The following is a 15,351-nucleotide window of genomic DNA, read 5'->3' on the forward strand; positions in this document are numbered from 1 at the left end:
TTTTCCGGAGCTCTTACTTTGAACTTTTCGAGAACTTTACAAGCGGGCCTGCTGGCCCTGGCCATGACGAGCGTGCCGGCCATGGCCGCGCGCCAGCTGCATTTCGCCATCGATGGCGCGCAGTTCAAGCTGGATGGGCAGCCTTTTGTCATCCGATCCGGCGAGATGCACTATCCGCGCATCCCGCGAGCGGCGTGGCGCGAGCGGCTGCGCATGGCGCGGGCGATGGGGTTGAACACCGTGACCACTTATGCTTTCTGGTCGCAGCACGAGCCCGAGCCGGGCCAGTGGAATTTCACTGGCCAGAACGATCTGCGCGCCTTCATCAAGACGGCGGCGGAGGAGGGACTGCACGTCATCCTGCGTCCCGGACCGTATGTTTGTGCTGAAGTTGACTTTGGCGGCTTCCCGGCCTGGCTGCTGCGCACCCCGGGGCTGCGTGTGCGTTCGATGGATGCGCGCTACCTGGCGGCTAGCGCCCGCTACTTCAAGCGCCTGGCGCAGGAGGTGGGCGATTTGCAGAGCAGCCGGGGCGGCCCGATCCTGATGCTGCAGGTGGAGAACGAGTACGGCTCCTTTGGCCGCGACCATGAATACATGCAGGCCGTGCGCACGCAAATGCGCAAGGCGGGCCTGGATGCTCCGCTATTCACCTCCGACGGCGGCGCGGCGCGATTGTTCGAAGGCGGCACGCTGGCCGACGTGCCTGCGGTGGTGAATTTCGGCGGCGGGGCGGATGATGCGAAGGCTTCGGTCGAAGCGCTGGCCGCCTGGCGGCCAAAGGGGCCGCGCATGGCGGGCGAATACTGGGCGGGCTGGTTCGACCACTGGGGCGAGCAGCATCACGTGGTGCCGCCCGAGACTGCGGCGCGTACGGTGGACTGGATGCTGTCGCAGAATGTCTCGTTCAACCTCTACATGTTCCACGGCGGGACCAGTTTCGGCTGGCTGGCCGGGGCGAACTATTCGGGCGCCGAGCCGTACCAGCCCGACACCACCAGCTACGACTACGATGCGGCGCTGGACGAGGCGGGCCGCCCGACGGCCAAGTACCACGCCATGCGCGAGGTGATCGCCAAGCATGTCAAGGAGGCTTTGCCGCCGGTACCGGCAGCGCCGCGACCCGAGGCTGTGCCGGCGTTTGAGCTGGCGCCGGCCGGCAGTTTGCTGGCGGTGCTGGACAAGCTGTCCAAGCCCCGCGAGTCGCGCTGGGTCGGCGCGATGGAGGAATTCGGCCAGAACTACGGCTATATCAACTACCGCAAGCGCCTGGACGCGCCGGCCAAGGGCAAGCTGGTGCTGGATGAACTGCACGACCAGGCGACTGTCCTGGCGGACGGCAAAGTGATCGGCCGGCTGGACCGCCGCCGTAGCGAGAATTCGCTAGCGGTGGATCTGCCGGCGGGCACACAGCTTGATCTGCTGGTCGAGGCGATGGGCCGCATCGGCTTTGGCGGCAAGCTGGTGGACGACCGCAAAGGCATCACGCGCGCGGTGAAACTGGATAAGGAGGAGCTGGAAGGCTGGACTGTCTACCCGCTGCCAATGGACGTCGCTGCCTTGAAACGCCTGCCAGCCGGCGGGACGGCCGACCCGCAAGCGCCAGGTTTCTGGCGCGGCACGCTGACCCTGGATAAACCGGTGGATACCTTCCTCGACACGCGTGGCTGGGGCAAGGGCCAGGTATGGGTGAACGGTCACCACCTGGGCCGCTTCTGGCACATTGGTCCGCAGCAGACGCTTTACTTGCCGGCTTCCTGGCTGAAGGCGGGCGCCAACGAGGTGCTGGTCTTTACCACTGAGCCGCCAACGGCGAAAACCATGCAGGGCGTATCCGAGCCCGTATTCGATACGCCGCGCTGAGGAGTCTTTCAGGCAAGGTGCGCTATTTCCAGCGCACCTTGCTCGTCAAAGATCGGGCACTGTTCGGCCAGTTTGACCGCCTCATTGAAATCGGTGGCCGCCAAGACGGAGTAGCCTGCCAGGGAGCTGCTGGACGATTTGGGGCCTGCCAGCCGGGTATCCATATCGACGCTGCCGTGGCTCAACGCGCCCTGATCGAGGACCCGCGAGCCTAAGGTGGCGAACCAGTCGGCCCAGCGCTGCGGGTCATGCTGCCATGACTCGGCGGCGCCATGCGGCGGGCCGCGATAGATGAGCAGAAACCTGTCCATACGCGCCTCCATTGTCGTGTGATGGAGACCATCTTAGCGAGCGTCCCGGATCGGGGCCGCACGGTTAGAACAGGTCAGCCTGGGCGTCCGCTGCCGTTACCGGAGCTGGTGCCGATTTCTTCGCCTTCTTCGGTCGCGGGGAGGCCCAGGAAGTCATGCGCTCTGCGGGGAACAGCGTCATGAAGGAGCGCGCAATTTCGGGATTACGGCAGCCAAGCCAGTTGTCCCATTCCGCCTCCGGTACGATGACGATGCTGCGTTTCTCCTCGCCGGGCTTGTGGAAGCGCCGCATGAGCTGGTGCTCGTCGGCGTTCACTGTGAGCTGGGTGAAGGAGTGCTGCGTTCCCTCCGCCGTATTCCATTCATTCCACAAGCCGGCCACGGCGAAGGGCGCCCGGTCGGCCATGGCGATGCTCCACCATTCGGCCTGGCCGCTCTCGTAGCAGGGCTCGTCGAAAGAGGTCATCGGCACCAGGCACAATTGGCTGCGGCGCCAGGCGAATTTGTACGAGTGCCGTTCGCCCACCGATTCGAAGCGGGCGTTCATGGTGGCGAAGTCCTTGCTGCCCGACGGGATGCGCGCCTTGGGCACCATGCCGAAGGTGCCCAGTAACGCTTCGCGCCGGCCGTCGGCGGACTGGCGGATGATGGGGGCTTTATAGTCGCGGTAGATGTCGATCGGCCAGGTCCAATCCTCCGGCACCTCAACGTCCATCATCGCCCGGACCAGGTCACGGCTGGTTGTCTTGTAGTTGGTGCACATGGTTGCGTTCCACGATCACATAGTGTTTGCGGACTGGTTCGACCACCTCGAACACGCCCTTGAAGCCGGCCGGGATCACGAGTGCGTCGCCAGGGCCGGCTTCAGCGGCGTAGCCATTTTCGTCGATCACACGGCAGCGGCCTTCCAGGACGTAGAAATATTCGTCCTTGTTGGGCGCGAAGGCAATACGCCAGCTGCCTTTTTCGCAGGCCCAGATGCCGGCATGTACTTCGCCGCTGGCATTGGTGAAATGGTTCCAGGTGCTGCGGTTGGGATTACCCACCAGGCGGCGCTCTTCACGCGGGTTGTCGTATTCGGGCGTCGGGTTCTGGCGGCGGAATTCAGTGATGGCGGGCATGTCAAATCTCGTAAGTGGTCAGGTCTTCGGCCAGCTCAAGTTTACCGCTGAAATGCTGGCGTGCTTCGGCTTCCAGCAGCGCCATGCCTTCGCGGTTGTCGTAGCGCGGGCTGAAATGGGTCAGGATCAGGTGCGGGACGCCGGCGCTGGCGGCAAATTGCGCCACGCGCTGGACGGAGCTGTGCTGCGGGCCAGGGCCGACCTTTTGCAGTGTCTCTTCAGTATAGGTAGCCTCGTGCACCAGCAGGTGCGCGCCCTGGCAGGCTTCGGCCAGCAGCGCAGGGGTATCGTTGTCGCCGCCAATCACGGCGGTCGCGCGCTCGGTATGCGCGGCGCGGAATTCAGCGGCGTGCAGCACAGTGCCATCGTCAAGCTGCACGTCGCGGCCGTGCTGCAGCTCGCCCCAGGCCGGGCCAGGCGCAATGCCGCGTGCGCGCAGGGCGTCGCGGTCGATCTTCCAGCGCGTCGATTCGAACGCGAAGCGGAAGCCGTAGCTTGGCACCCGGTGCGACAGCGGGAAGCGTTCGATGGTGAGGCCGTCCTGCGTGTGCACGCATTGCTGGGCCGCCACGTCGATATGGATGATGTCGAAGGTCAAAAACAGTTCCGTGTGCAGCAGCGTCGCGTCGAGCCAGGCCTTGACCCCGGCCGGGGCTATCAGGATCAGCGGGTGCTTGCGGCCGGTCATGGAGGCGCTGGCCAGCAGGCCGGGCAAGCCATAGCAATGGTCGCCGTGGATATGGGTGATGCAGATGCCGGCCAGGTCGTGCACCGTGAGCGGGATGCGCTGCAGCCGGTGCTGGGTGGCCTCGCCGCAATCGACCATCCACCACTCGCGGTTGAGCGTCGTGTGCAGGGCCAGCGAGGTAACGTTGCGGCGGACGGTGGGGACGCCCGATGAGGTGCCAAGGAATGTCAATTTCAGCATGCCATATTATGCCGTATTGGACGCTTTCGTGGCCATGGCGCGACAGGGAAAGCGGCCTTAAGAGCCATTTTATTGTCCTTTGGAGCCAGTATGGCGCAGGCGGGTGCGGGAGGTCTAAGATGAATCGCTGGCTGGTTGTTTCGACACTTAACCATAATGATCGGAGACACTATGCACACTCGCTTGCGCTTCCTGCTCTTAGCTTTGCTGGCCCTTGGCGGCCAGGCGGCGGCAAATACCCTGACCCAAAACGTGTCGTGGACCATCGACCGGCCCGGCACGACCACCAAGTACCGCGTGGTGGCTTATGGCGATTCGATTTATGCGGGTTATAACGGTTCGATCAGCAGCGCGGCCAAGTACGCGGCGCCGACGGTCGATGCGGAATACCTGTCGGCGCAGTGGAATGCGGATATTGAAAGCGTGCGCCGTACCAAGTCCGGTGCGGTGGCGTCGGACGTGTACAACAATAAAATTGTCGCTGAGCGATCTTACATGCAGGCCAGCAATACTCGGGTGGTCACGTTCGAAATGTGCGGCAACGATGGCCTGCAGGCGCGTTCCAGCTTCAAGGGCCAGACCGGCACCTGTAGCGACGCGGTGCTGACGGCGGCAGAAAACAGCTGCAAGACGTATGTCGCGGCGGCGATGGACTATATCAATGCCAACGCCTATGCCGGCGTGAAGATGAAGATCATCTCCAACCTGCATTACCCGGGCTATGCGGCGGACAATACGCAGAGCAGCTGCAAGGACCCGAACACCGGCGCCACGGTCAATATGCAGCAGAAGTTCCTGCCGTCGCTGGCGCGGATCAACCATATGATGTGCGATATGGCGCGCCAGAAGGGTTTCAAGTGCGCCGACAACTTCGCCCAGTACATGGGGGCGGATTACGACAGCAACGGCGATGGCATCGTCGATTCGGAGGCGCTGCGCTATGTCGATGGCGAGAGTCAGGCCAGCTATGTGAACCGGATCGTGTCGACCTTGCGTTCGACGATCCGCGACGCGAATACGCACTTTGTATCGGCGGGCAGCAGCTACGACTACATCCAGTCGGACGACACTCACCCGACTTACAGCGGCTCCACGGTGACGGCGGGGCTGTTCGGCGGCACTACCGGGACCGGTGCGCCGCGCTATACCACCTTCAATAACGGAAAAAATCCGATCTGGAACCAGTTCGGGCATGAGCGGATGGGGTGGGCCATCTCGGTCTATAACTCGCCGACACCCTGATGGATGCGTGGCGTCCCAGGCGAGGGTTCCTGGTGGCCGCCTTCCTGCTGGTGGTGGGGGCGGCCTGCCTGGCCTTTTTCCTGTGGTATTTCTCGCGGCCGGAAGCGGCGCCGCCCGCCGCGGCGGCTGCCGTGGCGGTGCGCGCGCCTGTTGTCCTCGCGCCCGTGGTGCAGGCGTCTGCTGCAGGGCCGCCCGCATCCGCCACAACGCCCCAGCCTGAGGGCGATGCGGATCCTACGCGCGATTTGCGTCATTACGTGATGCGCGGTGAAAAACCAACCATGGCGGAGGTGATCCGGCGCCTGCATGAAAACGGCGTCCACACCGGGCTGGGTGCCTTCAATCCGCCCGGCACCAATCCGCCGCTGGTGGGGCTGGCGGTGCCAAAGGATTTCGCGCTGCCGCCGGGCTATGTACGGCACCACCAAGTGACCGATGATGGCCAGACCATCGAACCGATCCTGATGTTCGCGCCAGACTTCCAGTTGCTGGATGCCGCCAACCAGCCCATTCCAATGCCCAGGGACCGCGTGGTGCCGTCCGAGCTGGCGCCACCCGGCTTGCCCTTGCGGCGCATCGTGATCCCTCCACCTGTCGAGACTTCCGGACCATGAAACTGATTGCCTGTATTGCTGCAAGCGCCGCAATGACGGCCCTGTATGCCCGCGGCGGCGCGGGGTGGATGCTGGGGTTCGTGTTCCTGGCGCCATGGATGCTGGCACTGGAAGCCGTGCAGGCGCGCCGCTCGCTGGCAGGTGCGTTGCTGTGCGGGTGGGGCATGTCGGTGGCGTTCACGGCGGCGGCCTTTGGCTGGTTCGGGGCTGCGCTAGGGCGCTATACACAGATTGGGGAGGCTGCCGGGGTGGCGCTGCTCCTGCTGTTTGCGCCCTTGTTCCAGCCGCAGTTCCTGGCCTATGCGCTGGTGCGCCACGCTGGCGCGCGCTGGCTCGGGGCTGGGCTGCGGGTGCCGGCGGCGGTAGCGGCGTGGGTGGCAGTCGAGTGGCTGGTACCGCGCATGCTGGGCGATACGCTGGGTTATGGGCTGTATCCTTCGCGCTGGTCGCGGCAGGCGGCGGACTTGTTTGGTACGGCGGGATTGACGCTGTTGCTGTTGCTGGCCAATGAAGGGATGGCGGCGGCGCTGGCGCCGGAGCGGCGTGCCATGGGTTGGCGCAGCGTGGCCAGGCGGCTGGCGCTGGCCGGCCTGGTGCCGCTGGGCCTTGCCGCCTACGGGGCTTTGACGCTGGCCGGTGGCGAGGCGGCAGGCGGCAAGCCGCTGCGTATGGGGCTGGTGCAGGCGAATATGGTGGATTACGAGGGGCAGCGTCAGCAGAAGGGAGCATATGCTTTCGTACGCGAGGTGCTGGACCGGCACTTTGCGATGAGTCATGACGCGCGGATGCGCCAGGGCGCCGAGGCCTTGCTTTGGTCGGAGACTGCTTATCCGACGACTTTCGGCAATCCCAAGAGCGAGGCGGGGGCGGAGTTTGACGCGGAGATCCGGGCTTTCGTGGAAGCAGCGGGTGTGCCGCTGGTGTTTGGCACCTATGAGCGCGATGGCGCGGGGGAATACAACGCGGCTGCCTTTCTGCAGCCAGGGACGGGGCTGACGGGCTTTTACCGTAAGACGCGGCTGTTTCCGTTCACCGAATATGTGCCGGCCTGGCTCGACGTGCTTTGGGTGCGCAGTGCGCTGCCCTGGTCTGGCAGCTGGACGGCGGGTAATGGGGCCCGTGTAAGGCCGTTGCGGCTGCGCGATGGACGCGAGATCCCGGTGCTGCCGCTGATATGCCGTGATGATGTCGACCCAGGGCTGGCGATTGCCGGGGCGCGGCTGGGGGCGCAAATCATTCTCACCATGTCGAACGATTCCTGGTTCAGCGGCGACGGACCGGGGGCTTATCTGCACCAGGCGGCAGCGGCTTTCCGCAGCATCGAGACGCGCTTGCCGCAGTTCCGGGTCACCAGCAATGGCTATAGCGCCGCCATCGATGCCAATGGCGAGGTGCTGGCCGGGACGCCGGCGGGGGCGCCGGCGCTGGTGATAGCGGACTTGCCGGTGCAGCAGCCAGCGCCGACGCTGATGGTGTTGTGGGGTGACTGGGTGGGGGCGGCTGCGTCTGTTTTCTTGTTGCTGCTGGCGGCGCGCGCAGGGATCGCGGCGTGGCGCTTGCGGCGGGAGCCCGCGTCTGCGCCGGCTGCGGGCGCGCCTGGCATCGCGGCTGGGGGCGTGCGGGTTTATGTCTTGCAGCCCAGGGCACGGCTGGCCGCCGGCGTGGCGAGGGCGTTGGCGCGGGCGGGGTTGTTGGGCATTTGCATTGCGTTGCTTCTTGACGAGGGCTTGCGCAGCAATACGCTGGCGCTACTGCGCTTGTTTGCAGGGGCCTTCCTGGTGCCGGAGGTGGTCGGCTGGTGCGTGCTGCTGGCATTTACGGCGCGCGCCACTGTGGCGGGCGGGAAGCTGGTATTGGTGCATGGTGCGCAGCGTATGGAGCTGGGGCTGGGCGATGTCGCGGCGGTGGAAGTGTGGCGGCTGCCGCTTCCTGCTCCGGGGCTTCAGCTTCGCATGGCGTCGGGAGCTTATTGGCGTTATGGGCTTGCAGTGGCGGAGCCGATGCGGCTGGCGCAAGCGCTGGAGCTGGCTGGCGTGCCGCGCGCGGCGCGAGGCGCGGGGGCGCTGCGTGCGGCGCTGGAGGCTTACACCATGGCGCGCAATGCCATCGGGCGCTGGCGCTTCGACCACCCGCTGGTCAGGTTTGGGCTCTTGCCGTTGTTACTAGCGTTGCCAGCCTTCCATCTGCACCAGCACATCGCATATGGCAGCGCCTTGGGCGAGTATTACAGCTTCGGATGGAAAGCATACGTGTCGGCATTCGCGCTGTGGTGGGCCGCCTGGACGGTGGGGGTGGCGTTGGGGGCGGCAGTATTACGGACCTTGATCGAGGCCTGCACCTTGCTGGCCGCTGCGTTGCGGCCCGAAGCTGCAGGGCGTGTGCGCGGCGGCATGGAAAGCGCCGGCCAGATAGCGCTCTATCTCGGCTTGCCAGCCTGGCTGCTGCTGCGGATTTTCGGCGGCTAGCGGCTGGCGGCACTCAGGCGGTCGGACGAATCTCGAACTGCTGCGCCGCCGGCGGCGGCTCATCTTCGCCCACCACGGTGACCCGCGAAACCCGCGCCGCACGCGGTCCCTGATGGGCCCATTCGATGATTGCCTGCACCGCCGCTTCCGGCCCATGCACACTGGCCTCGACCGCGCCATTGGCACGGTTGCGCACCCATCCCGCCAGCCCAAGCGCCGCGGCGCGTTCGGAAAACGCATAGCGGTAGCCGACGCCCTGCACCAGCCCTTCGATCAGCAAACGGCTGCCGGCCATCACATCCTCCAGTTCACGCGGTTGCGGCCCGCCTCTTTGGCGCGGTACAAGGCGGCATCGGCCGCATCGAACAGTGCCGAAGCGCTTTCCTCGGCGCCGAGGGGCAGGGTGGCGCCACCGATACTGACGGTCAGCACCGGACTGGCGCTGGAAAACTCGTGCGGGATCAGCAGCTGCGCCACAGTCTCGCGGATGCTCTCCGCCACGAACAGCGCCTGGGCGGCGTCGGTTTCCGGCATCAGCAGCACCAGTTCCTCGCCGCCGTAGCGCGCCGCCAGGTCGCAAGGGCGCCGCATGCCGCTGCGCGCGGCGCGCGCCACAGAACGCAGGGCGCGGTCGCCGGCCGGATGGCCGTAATGGTCGTTGTACTGCTTGAAGGAGTCGATATCGAGCAGGGCCACCGACAGCGGATGCTGGTGGCGGCTGGCGCGCTGCCATTCGGCGGCAAAGATCTCGTCGAAACGGCGGCGGTTGGCCAGCTCGGTCAGGCCGTCCATATGCGCCAGGTGTTCCAGCAGGCGGCGCTGGCGCACCACCTGCAAGTGGGTGGCGACGCGCGCCATCACCACGGTGGTGTTGAACGGTTTGGTGATGTAGTCGGCGGCGCCCAGCTTGAGGCCGCGCGCCTCATCCTCCGGGCGCCCCATGCCGGTGATGAAAATGACCTCGATATGGGCGGTGGCCGGATCGCCTCGCAGGCGGCGCAGCACCTCGTAGCCGTCCATATCGGGCAGCATCACGTCCAGCATGATCAGGTCGGGCAGGTGGCGCTGGGCGCGTTCGATGGTCTGTTCGCCGGATTTGGCCAGCAGCACGACATGCTCGGGCTTGAGCAGGGTCGCAAGGACCTGGCGGTTGATGCCGTCATCATCCGCGATCAGGACCTTTTGCGCGTCCTGGTTCATGAACCCATTTCCATGTCGACCTCCAGCCGGCGGGCCAGCTCGCCCAAAGGAGCCAAAGCGTCATGATATTCGATTTCGTCGACGGCGCGCTGGATGCGGGCCAGCAGGGCGGCATGCGGCGAAGCCGCCAGCAGCGCGCTCAATTCGGTCAGCGAGTCCTCGGCGCGGGCGTCGTCGGTGCGCAGGAAGCCATCGAGTTCACGCAGCAGGCGGCCGAAATCCGCGCCCTGGCTGTCGGCGTGCGGCGCGCCTGCCGCCGGCTGCAGGGCGTTGTTGAAGCCTGCGAGAACCGTCTCCAGCGCCCGCGCCAGCTGGGCGGCTTCCTGCAGGCAGCGCTCAGGGCGCGCATCGCGCACGCCCGCCTCGACGATATCGGCCAGCTGGGCCAGGCCCGGGGCGCCCAGGTAGGTGGCGCTGGATTTGAGGTTGTGTGTCAGGCGTTCCACCGGCGCCCAGTCGCCGCCGACCAGCGCGGCCGCCAGCATGGCAGGACCGTCGCCGTACTCGTTGACGAAGCTGCGCAGGCGTTTGGCCAATATCTCCGGCCTGCGGTCGGCGCGCGCCAGGGCGTACTCCCAATCGACTTCCGCCAGCGGCGGATAGGCGATGGCGGCGCCTGCGGAAGCGGCGGACGGCGCAGCCGGCGCAGCGGGCAGGGCGCGGCCCACCAGGCGCGCCGGGTCGATCCACTTGAGCAGGGCGCGGAACAGCAGGTCCGGGTCGATCGGCTTGGTGATATGGTCGTTCATGCCGGCCGCCAGGCTCTTGGCCTCGTCCTCCGGCATGGCGTGGGCGGTCATGGCCAGGATCGGCAGGGCGCGCAGCGATTCGATGGCGCGCATATGGCGCGCCGCTGTCAGGCCATCCATCTCCTGCATCTGCACGTCCATCAGCACCAGGTCGTAATCGCCTTGCTGCACCATTTGCAGCGCTTCGCCGCCGTGCACCGCCACGTCGACCTGCACCTGCGCCGTTTCCAGGAAATCGATGGCGACTTCGCGGTTGTTGGCGTTGTCCTCCACCAGCAGGATGCGGGCGCCCCGCAGGCGCGCCAGCTGCTCCGGCGGCACCGTGCGCAGCTCGCGCGCACTGGCGACAGGCCGCGCCAGTTCGGGACGCAGTACTTGCAGCAGGCTGTGGTACAGCAGCGCCGGGCCGACCGGCTTGGTCAGGAAGCCTTGCAGCGGCAGCTCGCCTTCCTGCTGCAGCACCGTTTCGCGGGTGCAGGCGCTGATCATCAGGATCGACGGCGGCGCGGTAAAGCGCGGGTCGGCGTGGATGCGGTGGATGGTTTCGACACCGTCCCAACCCGGCATCATGTAATCCATCAGCACGACCTGATAGGGTGCGCCGGCCTCCACCGCGCGCGCCAGCATATTCAGCGACTGTTCGCCCGAACTGGCGCTGTGCGCCGCCACGCCGAAGGAGCCCAGCATCTCGACCAGGGCTTCGCGTGCCGTGGCGCTATCGTCCACCACCAGCACGCGGGCCTGCTGCAGCGCCGCCGCCGGCATGGCCACGGTGGCGGCGGACGAATCGCCCACGCCCAGCCGCACCGTGAAGCTGAAGCGGCTGCCAACGCCCGGCGTGCTGGTGACCTTGATGCTGCCGCCCATCAGCTCCACCAGCTGGCGCGAGATGCTCAGGCCAAGGCCGGTGCCGCCGTATTTGCGGGTGATCGAGCTGTCAGCCTGGTTGAAGGACTGGAACAGGCAGCCCAGCTGCTCTTCGTTCATGCCGATGCCGGTATCGCTGACGCTGAACTTGAGTACCACCTCGTCGCCGATGCGCTCGGCCACCTTGACCGCCACGACGATTTCGCCGCGTTCGGTGAACTTGACGGCGTTATTGGTCAGGTTGATCAGCACCTGGCCCAGGCGCAGCGGGTCGCCCACCAGCTTGTGCGGCACGCCACGTTCGACGCGGAACACCAGCTCCACCTTGCGCGCATCGGTCTTGATGGCGGTCAGGGTGGACAGGTGGTCCAGCATTTCGTCGAGGTCGAACGGGACTTTTTCCAGCGCCAGCTTGCCGGCTTCGATCTTGGAGAAATCGAGGATGTCGTTGATGATGCCCAGCAGGTGCTCGCCGGCGCCCAGGATCTTGGCCAGGTAGTTGCGCTGTTTCGGCGTCGGGTCGGTCATCAGCGCCAGGCGGCTCATGCCGATGATGGCGTTCATCGGCGTGCGGATCTCGTGGCTCATATTGGCCAGGAAATCGGATTTCAGGCGGGTGGCCGCTTCGGCGCGCAGCATGGCGTTCTGCATGGCCTTGGTGCGCAGGCCGAGGATGCGCATGAACACCACCATATCGAAGGCGTTCCCGAACTGCAGTGCATGCATGGTCCAGAAGTTGGCGGCCAGTTTGCCGCTGATCACCTGGCTCAGGACCACCGAGGAGGCGAAGCTGACCGCCCAGCCGACCAGGAAATAGATGCCGACTGTGTCGCCGCGCCGCGCGCGCATGAAGGCGCCCGGCAGGCCAAGCAGCATGGGCAGCAGGCCCAGGGTGCTGACGATCACCACCAGCACTTCCACGCTGAACAGGTCGAAGCAATAGGCGACGGCGCTGGCGGCGGTGATCCAGGCGCCGGCCTTCATCAGGCGCGAGAACAGGCGGTCGACGCCGGGCCGCGCCAGGGCCTGTTCCACAAACAGGTAGCCGCCGCAGGAGGCCATCAGGGCGAACAGGCCGCCGGCGTGCAGCGTCATCCAGACGTTGTCGCGCCACAGGTATTCGCTGCCCAGGCCAAAGAATTCGACCGAGAACATGGTGGTGCCGGCGGTGAGCAGCGCGTATTTGCCGAACAGCGGCTCGCGCAGGTTGACCCACTGCGCCAGGCTATACAGCAACAGGCACAGGCTCAGCCCCAGCAGCATCCCTTGCAGCATTTGCTCGCCCAGTGCATCGGCGTGGTAGACCGAAGGCTTGGAGAAGCGCAGCGGCAGGATCATGGAGCCGATGTTCTCGATGCGCAGCAGGACCACGTGGTCCTGGCCGGGCTTCAGGCGCAGGTTGGCGGCGGGCGTGCGGCCGCCGCCGGCGGGCACCACCACCGGCTGCAGGTTGCCGGTGACGGTGTGGCTGTGCAGGGCGCCGTCGGTGGCGGCGAAGATGTCGACGCGGTTGATCTGGGAGTAGTCGTTATGCAGCATCCACTCGCCGGTGGCATCCGGCGGCACGCGGACCGGGATGCGGACCCAGACCACGGCGCCTTTGTGCACGCCAAGCGTGGCGTAGGCCGAATCGGGCTTTTTGAACTGGTCGCTGGCGGCCAGCACCTCGGCTGCGCTGAGGGCGCCGCCCGGATCTTTCAGGATGGTGACGGCGGGCCAGGCGTCGTGCCAGCCGCTGCGCTCGTCGAGGACCAGGGTGTCGCCGGCGTGGGCTGCGGGCAGGACGCCGGCCAGGACGAGGCATAGCGCCAGGACCAGCATGCGCCAGAAGAATTTCAGCATGGCTGGCTGCCTCCGGCGGCGCGGCGGGTGCGGCGGCCGGCCAGGCGCGCCTCGAGTGCGTTCATCCAGGCCGGCGCTTTGGGGTCGTCGCCCCAGCTGCGCACCGTCTGGTCGACCTGGTTCAGCAGGCTGGGAGGGAGCTTGAGGGGGCGGGTCTGGTTCATCAGGAATTTGACGGTGAACTGGTAGCCGAAGATACGGGTAATCATGCGGCAGATCGAGAAGCCGGGCAAGGCCAGCCGCACCACGCTGTCGACGGCGCGCGTCAGGCCCATGCCGGCGGCGAACAGCAGGCACGATAGCAGGTTGACGCGCTGGTCCAGCGCCAGGTCGATGCGGGCGGCGTCGCCGCACAGGTAGCGGGTGAGCAGCACCGGGAACGGCTTCAGTATGCGTAGCGGGATTTCATCCTGCATGGCCTTCATCAGGGCCGCGCCCAGCGCCGGGCGCGGGTCGGGCAGGTAGGGCGAGGCCCGGCCGCGGGCCTGCAGTTCGACGAAGCTGGCGGCCGCCTGCTCCATGCCTTGCACCATCAGGTCCGTGTCGATGCCCAGTACATGGCCCACCACATTCCAGGCGTGCAGGTAGGCCTGCTCGTCCTGCGGCGCCAGGCCAAGGCCCAGCCGGCGCAGCCCGCGCAGGAAGATGTAGTGGAAAGTGAGCAGGGTATAGGCCAGCTCTTCCTGGTTGCAGGGCAGGCCGTTGGCGGCAACGTCCCAGCCGTTGTTGAACAGCGTGTCGTAGACGTTGCGGCATGGCGCGTCCAGTGGCGGCACGGCGCTGGCGGGGACATTGGATGGATTGCCGCGCAGGATCAGGTTGCGGATGGTGGCGTGGATCAGGCGTACCTTGAGGATTTGCGCGATGCCGCCGCCTTCCGGGCTGGTCAGGCCGCCCTTCATCATGACTGGGAAGATCATGGCCGCAGTGGAGCGCACGCGGTAATCGCAATGCGCCTCCAGCTGGCCGGCCACGTGCAGCACGCCTGCCAGGTCCGGCACCACATAGCATTCGGGCAGGCTGGCGCAGAACAGCAGGCTGCAGGACATCATGCCCATGCCGCAGAACAGCTCCTCGGCGCGCGCGATCTGCGCCGCGTCGGCCCAGGCCGGGAGGGCGCAGCCGGCCGCCAGGTAGGCTTCCAGCGCAGCCGCCATCGGCGTGGGCGTGCCGGGCGGCGCCTGCCAGCCGGTCACGTCGGCATTGGTCTGCCACTGCGCCAGCAAGCGGTTGACGGCGGCGATGGCGTCCCACTGGCTGCCTTCGAAGCCGGCCAGGATGGCGGCAATGGTGTCGTCGGCCAGCGGATCGGCGCGCAGGGTCGCTGCGGCGCGAGCGCTCATGCCGCTTCCTTCCAGCGCGTCCAGCCGCACAGCGCCGTCAGCAGCGGGATGCCCATCGCAAACAGCGCGATGGTGCGGGTTTCGATCGGGCTGCCTTGCACGGCCTGGAAGGCCATGCTGCCGCCGTAGATAAACAGCGGCACCAGCGCGTGCAGCGGTCCCACCGCGCCATTGGTGGTGGGTGGATGGCGGCGCAGCGTGGCGCGGAAGCTGAAGATGATCACGAAGGAGACGGTCATCCAGCCGACAAAGCCCTGCAGCGTTTCGCCGAACCAGCCGCCGTCGGTCTTGGTCATGATCCAGGCCTTGAGGGTGAACACCATATAAGGATCGGCGCCCAGGTCGTACGCGGTGACGATCATCGCGGCCAGGAAGGACATGACCAGCGTCTGCGTGAGCGAAGGCGCGCCGTCGCTGGGCGCCTGCCACACGATCAGGTTGGCGATCACGTAGGCCACATAGCACAGCGCGAACCACATCAGCGGAATGATGAAGGGCACGGCGCCGATGCGCGGGCCCAGCACCTCGGTATAGGTATAGGAGCCGAAAAACCAGCCCTGGGTGGCCCCGAGCTGCTCCGCGATCCAGCCCAGCACCACGCCGATGGCGGCGAAGCGCAGGGCCGGCCCGAATCCCAGCAAATGACTGGCACTGGCAAGGCAACAACCGAACATCAGGACTGAACTCACCATCAGCAGCGTGGTGGTCTCACCGTAGCTGCGGGCCGCCAGGGCGACCAGGAAAGCGCCCAGCAGGGCAAGGGTAATGTGGGGAAGTTGCTCGCGCAGTGCCTTCATAAGCCTCCT

At 66.3% G+C, this 15,351-nt stretch carries 13 protein-coding genes; 4 read left to right on the forward strand and 9 right to left on the reverse strand.

The window, feature by feature from the left end:
• The first annotated feature begins 18 nt into the window (after positions 1–18).
• Positions 19–1,863 (forward strand): glycoside hydrolase family 35 protein, encoded by a 1,845-nt coding sequence (locus tag AAHE99_RS09685; RefSeq protein ID WP_342116816.1) that lies wholly within the window; start codon positions 19–21, stop codon positions 1,861–1,863.
• An 8-nt stretch (positions 1,864–1,871) separates the two neighbouring features.
• Here the strand turns inward: AAHE99_RS09685 and AAHE99_RS09690 are convergent, their stop codons facing one another.
• The 4 genes from AAHE99_RS09690 to AAHE99_RS09705 all read right to left on the reverse strand — a co-directional run bounded on the left by AAHE99_RS09690 (position 1,872) and on the right by AAHE99_RS09705 (position 4,223).
• Entirely contained in the window at positions 1,872–2,174 is a 303-nt protein-coding gene (locus AAHE99_RS09690) for a hypothetical protein (RefSeq protein WP_342116818.1), read from the reverse strand.
• Positions 2,175–2,238: 64 nt separating this feature from the next.
• The gene (locus AAHE99_RS09695; RefSeq protein ID WP_342116819.1) at positions 2,239–2,937 is read right to left on the reverse strand and encodes an SOS response-associated peptidase; all 699 of its coding nucleotides are present in this window, start codon (positions 2,935–2,937) and stop codon (positions 2,239–2,241) included.
• Positions 2,906–3,295, reverse strand: a complete 390-nt coding sequence (locus AAHE99_RS09700; protein ID WP_342116820.1) for a cupin domain-containing protein — start codon at positions 3,293–3,295, stop codon at positions 2,906–2,908. Before AAHE99_RS09700 ends, AAHE99_RS09695 begins: the two co-directional genes overlap by 32 nt.
• Position 3,296: 1 nt before the next feature.
• On the reverse strand, positions 3,297–4,223 hold the full coding sequence (locus AAHE99_RS09705) for a ribonuclease Z (RefSeq protein ID WP_342116821.1): 927 nt from the start codon (positions 4,221–4,223) through the stop codon (positions 3,297–3,299).
• A 171-nt stretch (positions 4,224–4,394) separates the two neighbouring features.
• On the opposite strand from AAHE99_RS09705, the gene AAHE99_RS09710 reads away from it, so the two are divergent.
• From AAHE99_RS09710 to lnt, 3 genes are read left to right on the forward strand one after another with little or no spacing between them, the layout of a single operon-like run.
• Positions 4,395–5,465, forward strand: a complete 1,071-nt coding sequence (locus AAHE99_RS09710; protein WP_342116822.1) for an SGNH/GDSL hydrolase family protein — start codon at positions 4,395–4,397, stop codon at positions 5,463–5,465.
• Complete coding sequence (locus AAHE99_RS09715; RefSeq protein WP_342116824.1) at positions 5,465–6,079, forward strand: hypothetical protein; 615 nt, start codon at positions 5,465–5,467, stop codon at positions 6,077–6,079. Before AAHE99_RS09710 ends, AAHE99_RS09715 begins: the two co-directional genes overlap by 1 nt.
• Positions 6,076–8,544, forward strand: a complete 2,469-nt coding sequence (gene lnt, locus AAHE99_RS09720; protein WP_342116826.1) for an apolipoprotein N-acyltransferase — start codon at positions 6,076–6,078, stop codon at positions 8,542–8,544. Before AAHE99_RS09715 ends, lnt begins: the two co-directional genes overlap by 4 nt.
• A 13-nt stretch (positions 8,545–8,557) precedes the next feature.
• On the opposite strand, the gene AAHE99_RS09725 is transcribed toward lnt, so the two are convergent.
• From AAHE99_RS09725 to AAHE99_RS09745, 5 genes are read right to left on the reverse strand one after another with little or no spacing between them, the layout of a single operon-like run.
• The gene (locus tag AAHE99_RS09725) at positions 8,558–8,839 is read right to left on the reverse strand and encodes an acylphosphatase (RefSeq protein WP_342116828.1); all 282 of its coding nucleotides are present in this window, start codon (positions 8,837–8,839) and stop codon (positions 8,558–8,560) included.
• On the reverse strand, positions 8,839–9,744 hold the full coding sequence (locus tag AAHE99_RS09730; RefSeq protein ID WP_342116829.1) for a diguanylate cyclase: 906 nt from the start codon (positions 9,742–9,744) through the stop codon (positions 8,839–8,841). The genes AAHE99_RS09725 and AAHE99_RS09730 overlap by 1 nt, the downstream gene beginning before the upstream one ends.
• Positions 9,741–13,202, reverse strand: coding sequence for a hybrid sensor histidine kinase/response regulator (locus AAHE99_RS09735; protein WP_342116830.1), 3,462 nt, complete (start codon positions 13,200–13,202; stop codon positions 9,741–9,743). Before AAHE99_RS09735 ends, AAHE99_RS09730 begins: the two co-directional genes overlap by 4 nt.
• On the reverse strand, positions 13,196–14,545 hold the full coding sequence (locus AAHE99_RS09740; protein WP_342116831.1) for an oxygenase MpaB family protein: 1,350 nt from the start codon (positions 14,543–14,545) through the stop codon (positions 13,196–13,198). Before AAHE99_RS09740 ends, AAHE99_RS09735 begins: the two co-directional genes overlap by 7 nt.
• Entirely contained in the window at positions 14,542–15,342 is an 801-nt protein-coding gene (locus AAHE99_RS09745; RefSeq protein WP_342116832.1) for a carotenoid biosynthesis protein, read from the reverse strand. The genes AAHE99_RS09740 and AAHE99_RS09745 overlap by 4 nt, the downstream gene beginning before the upstream one ends.
• Positions 15,343–15,351: the final 9 nt, after the last annotated feature.

This window comes from Pseudoduganella sp. OTU4001 (genome assembly GCF_038440195.1).
Lineage (GTDB): Bacteria > Pseudomonadota > Gammaproteobacteria > Burkholderiales > Burkholderiaceae_D > Rugamonas.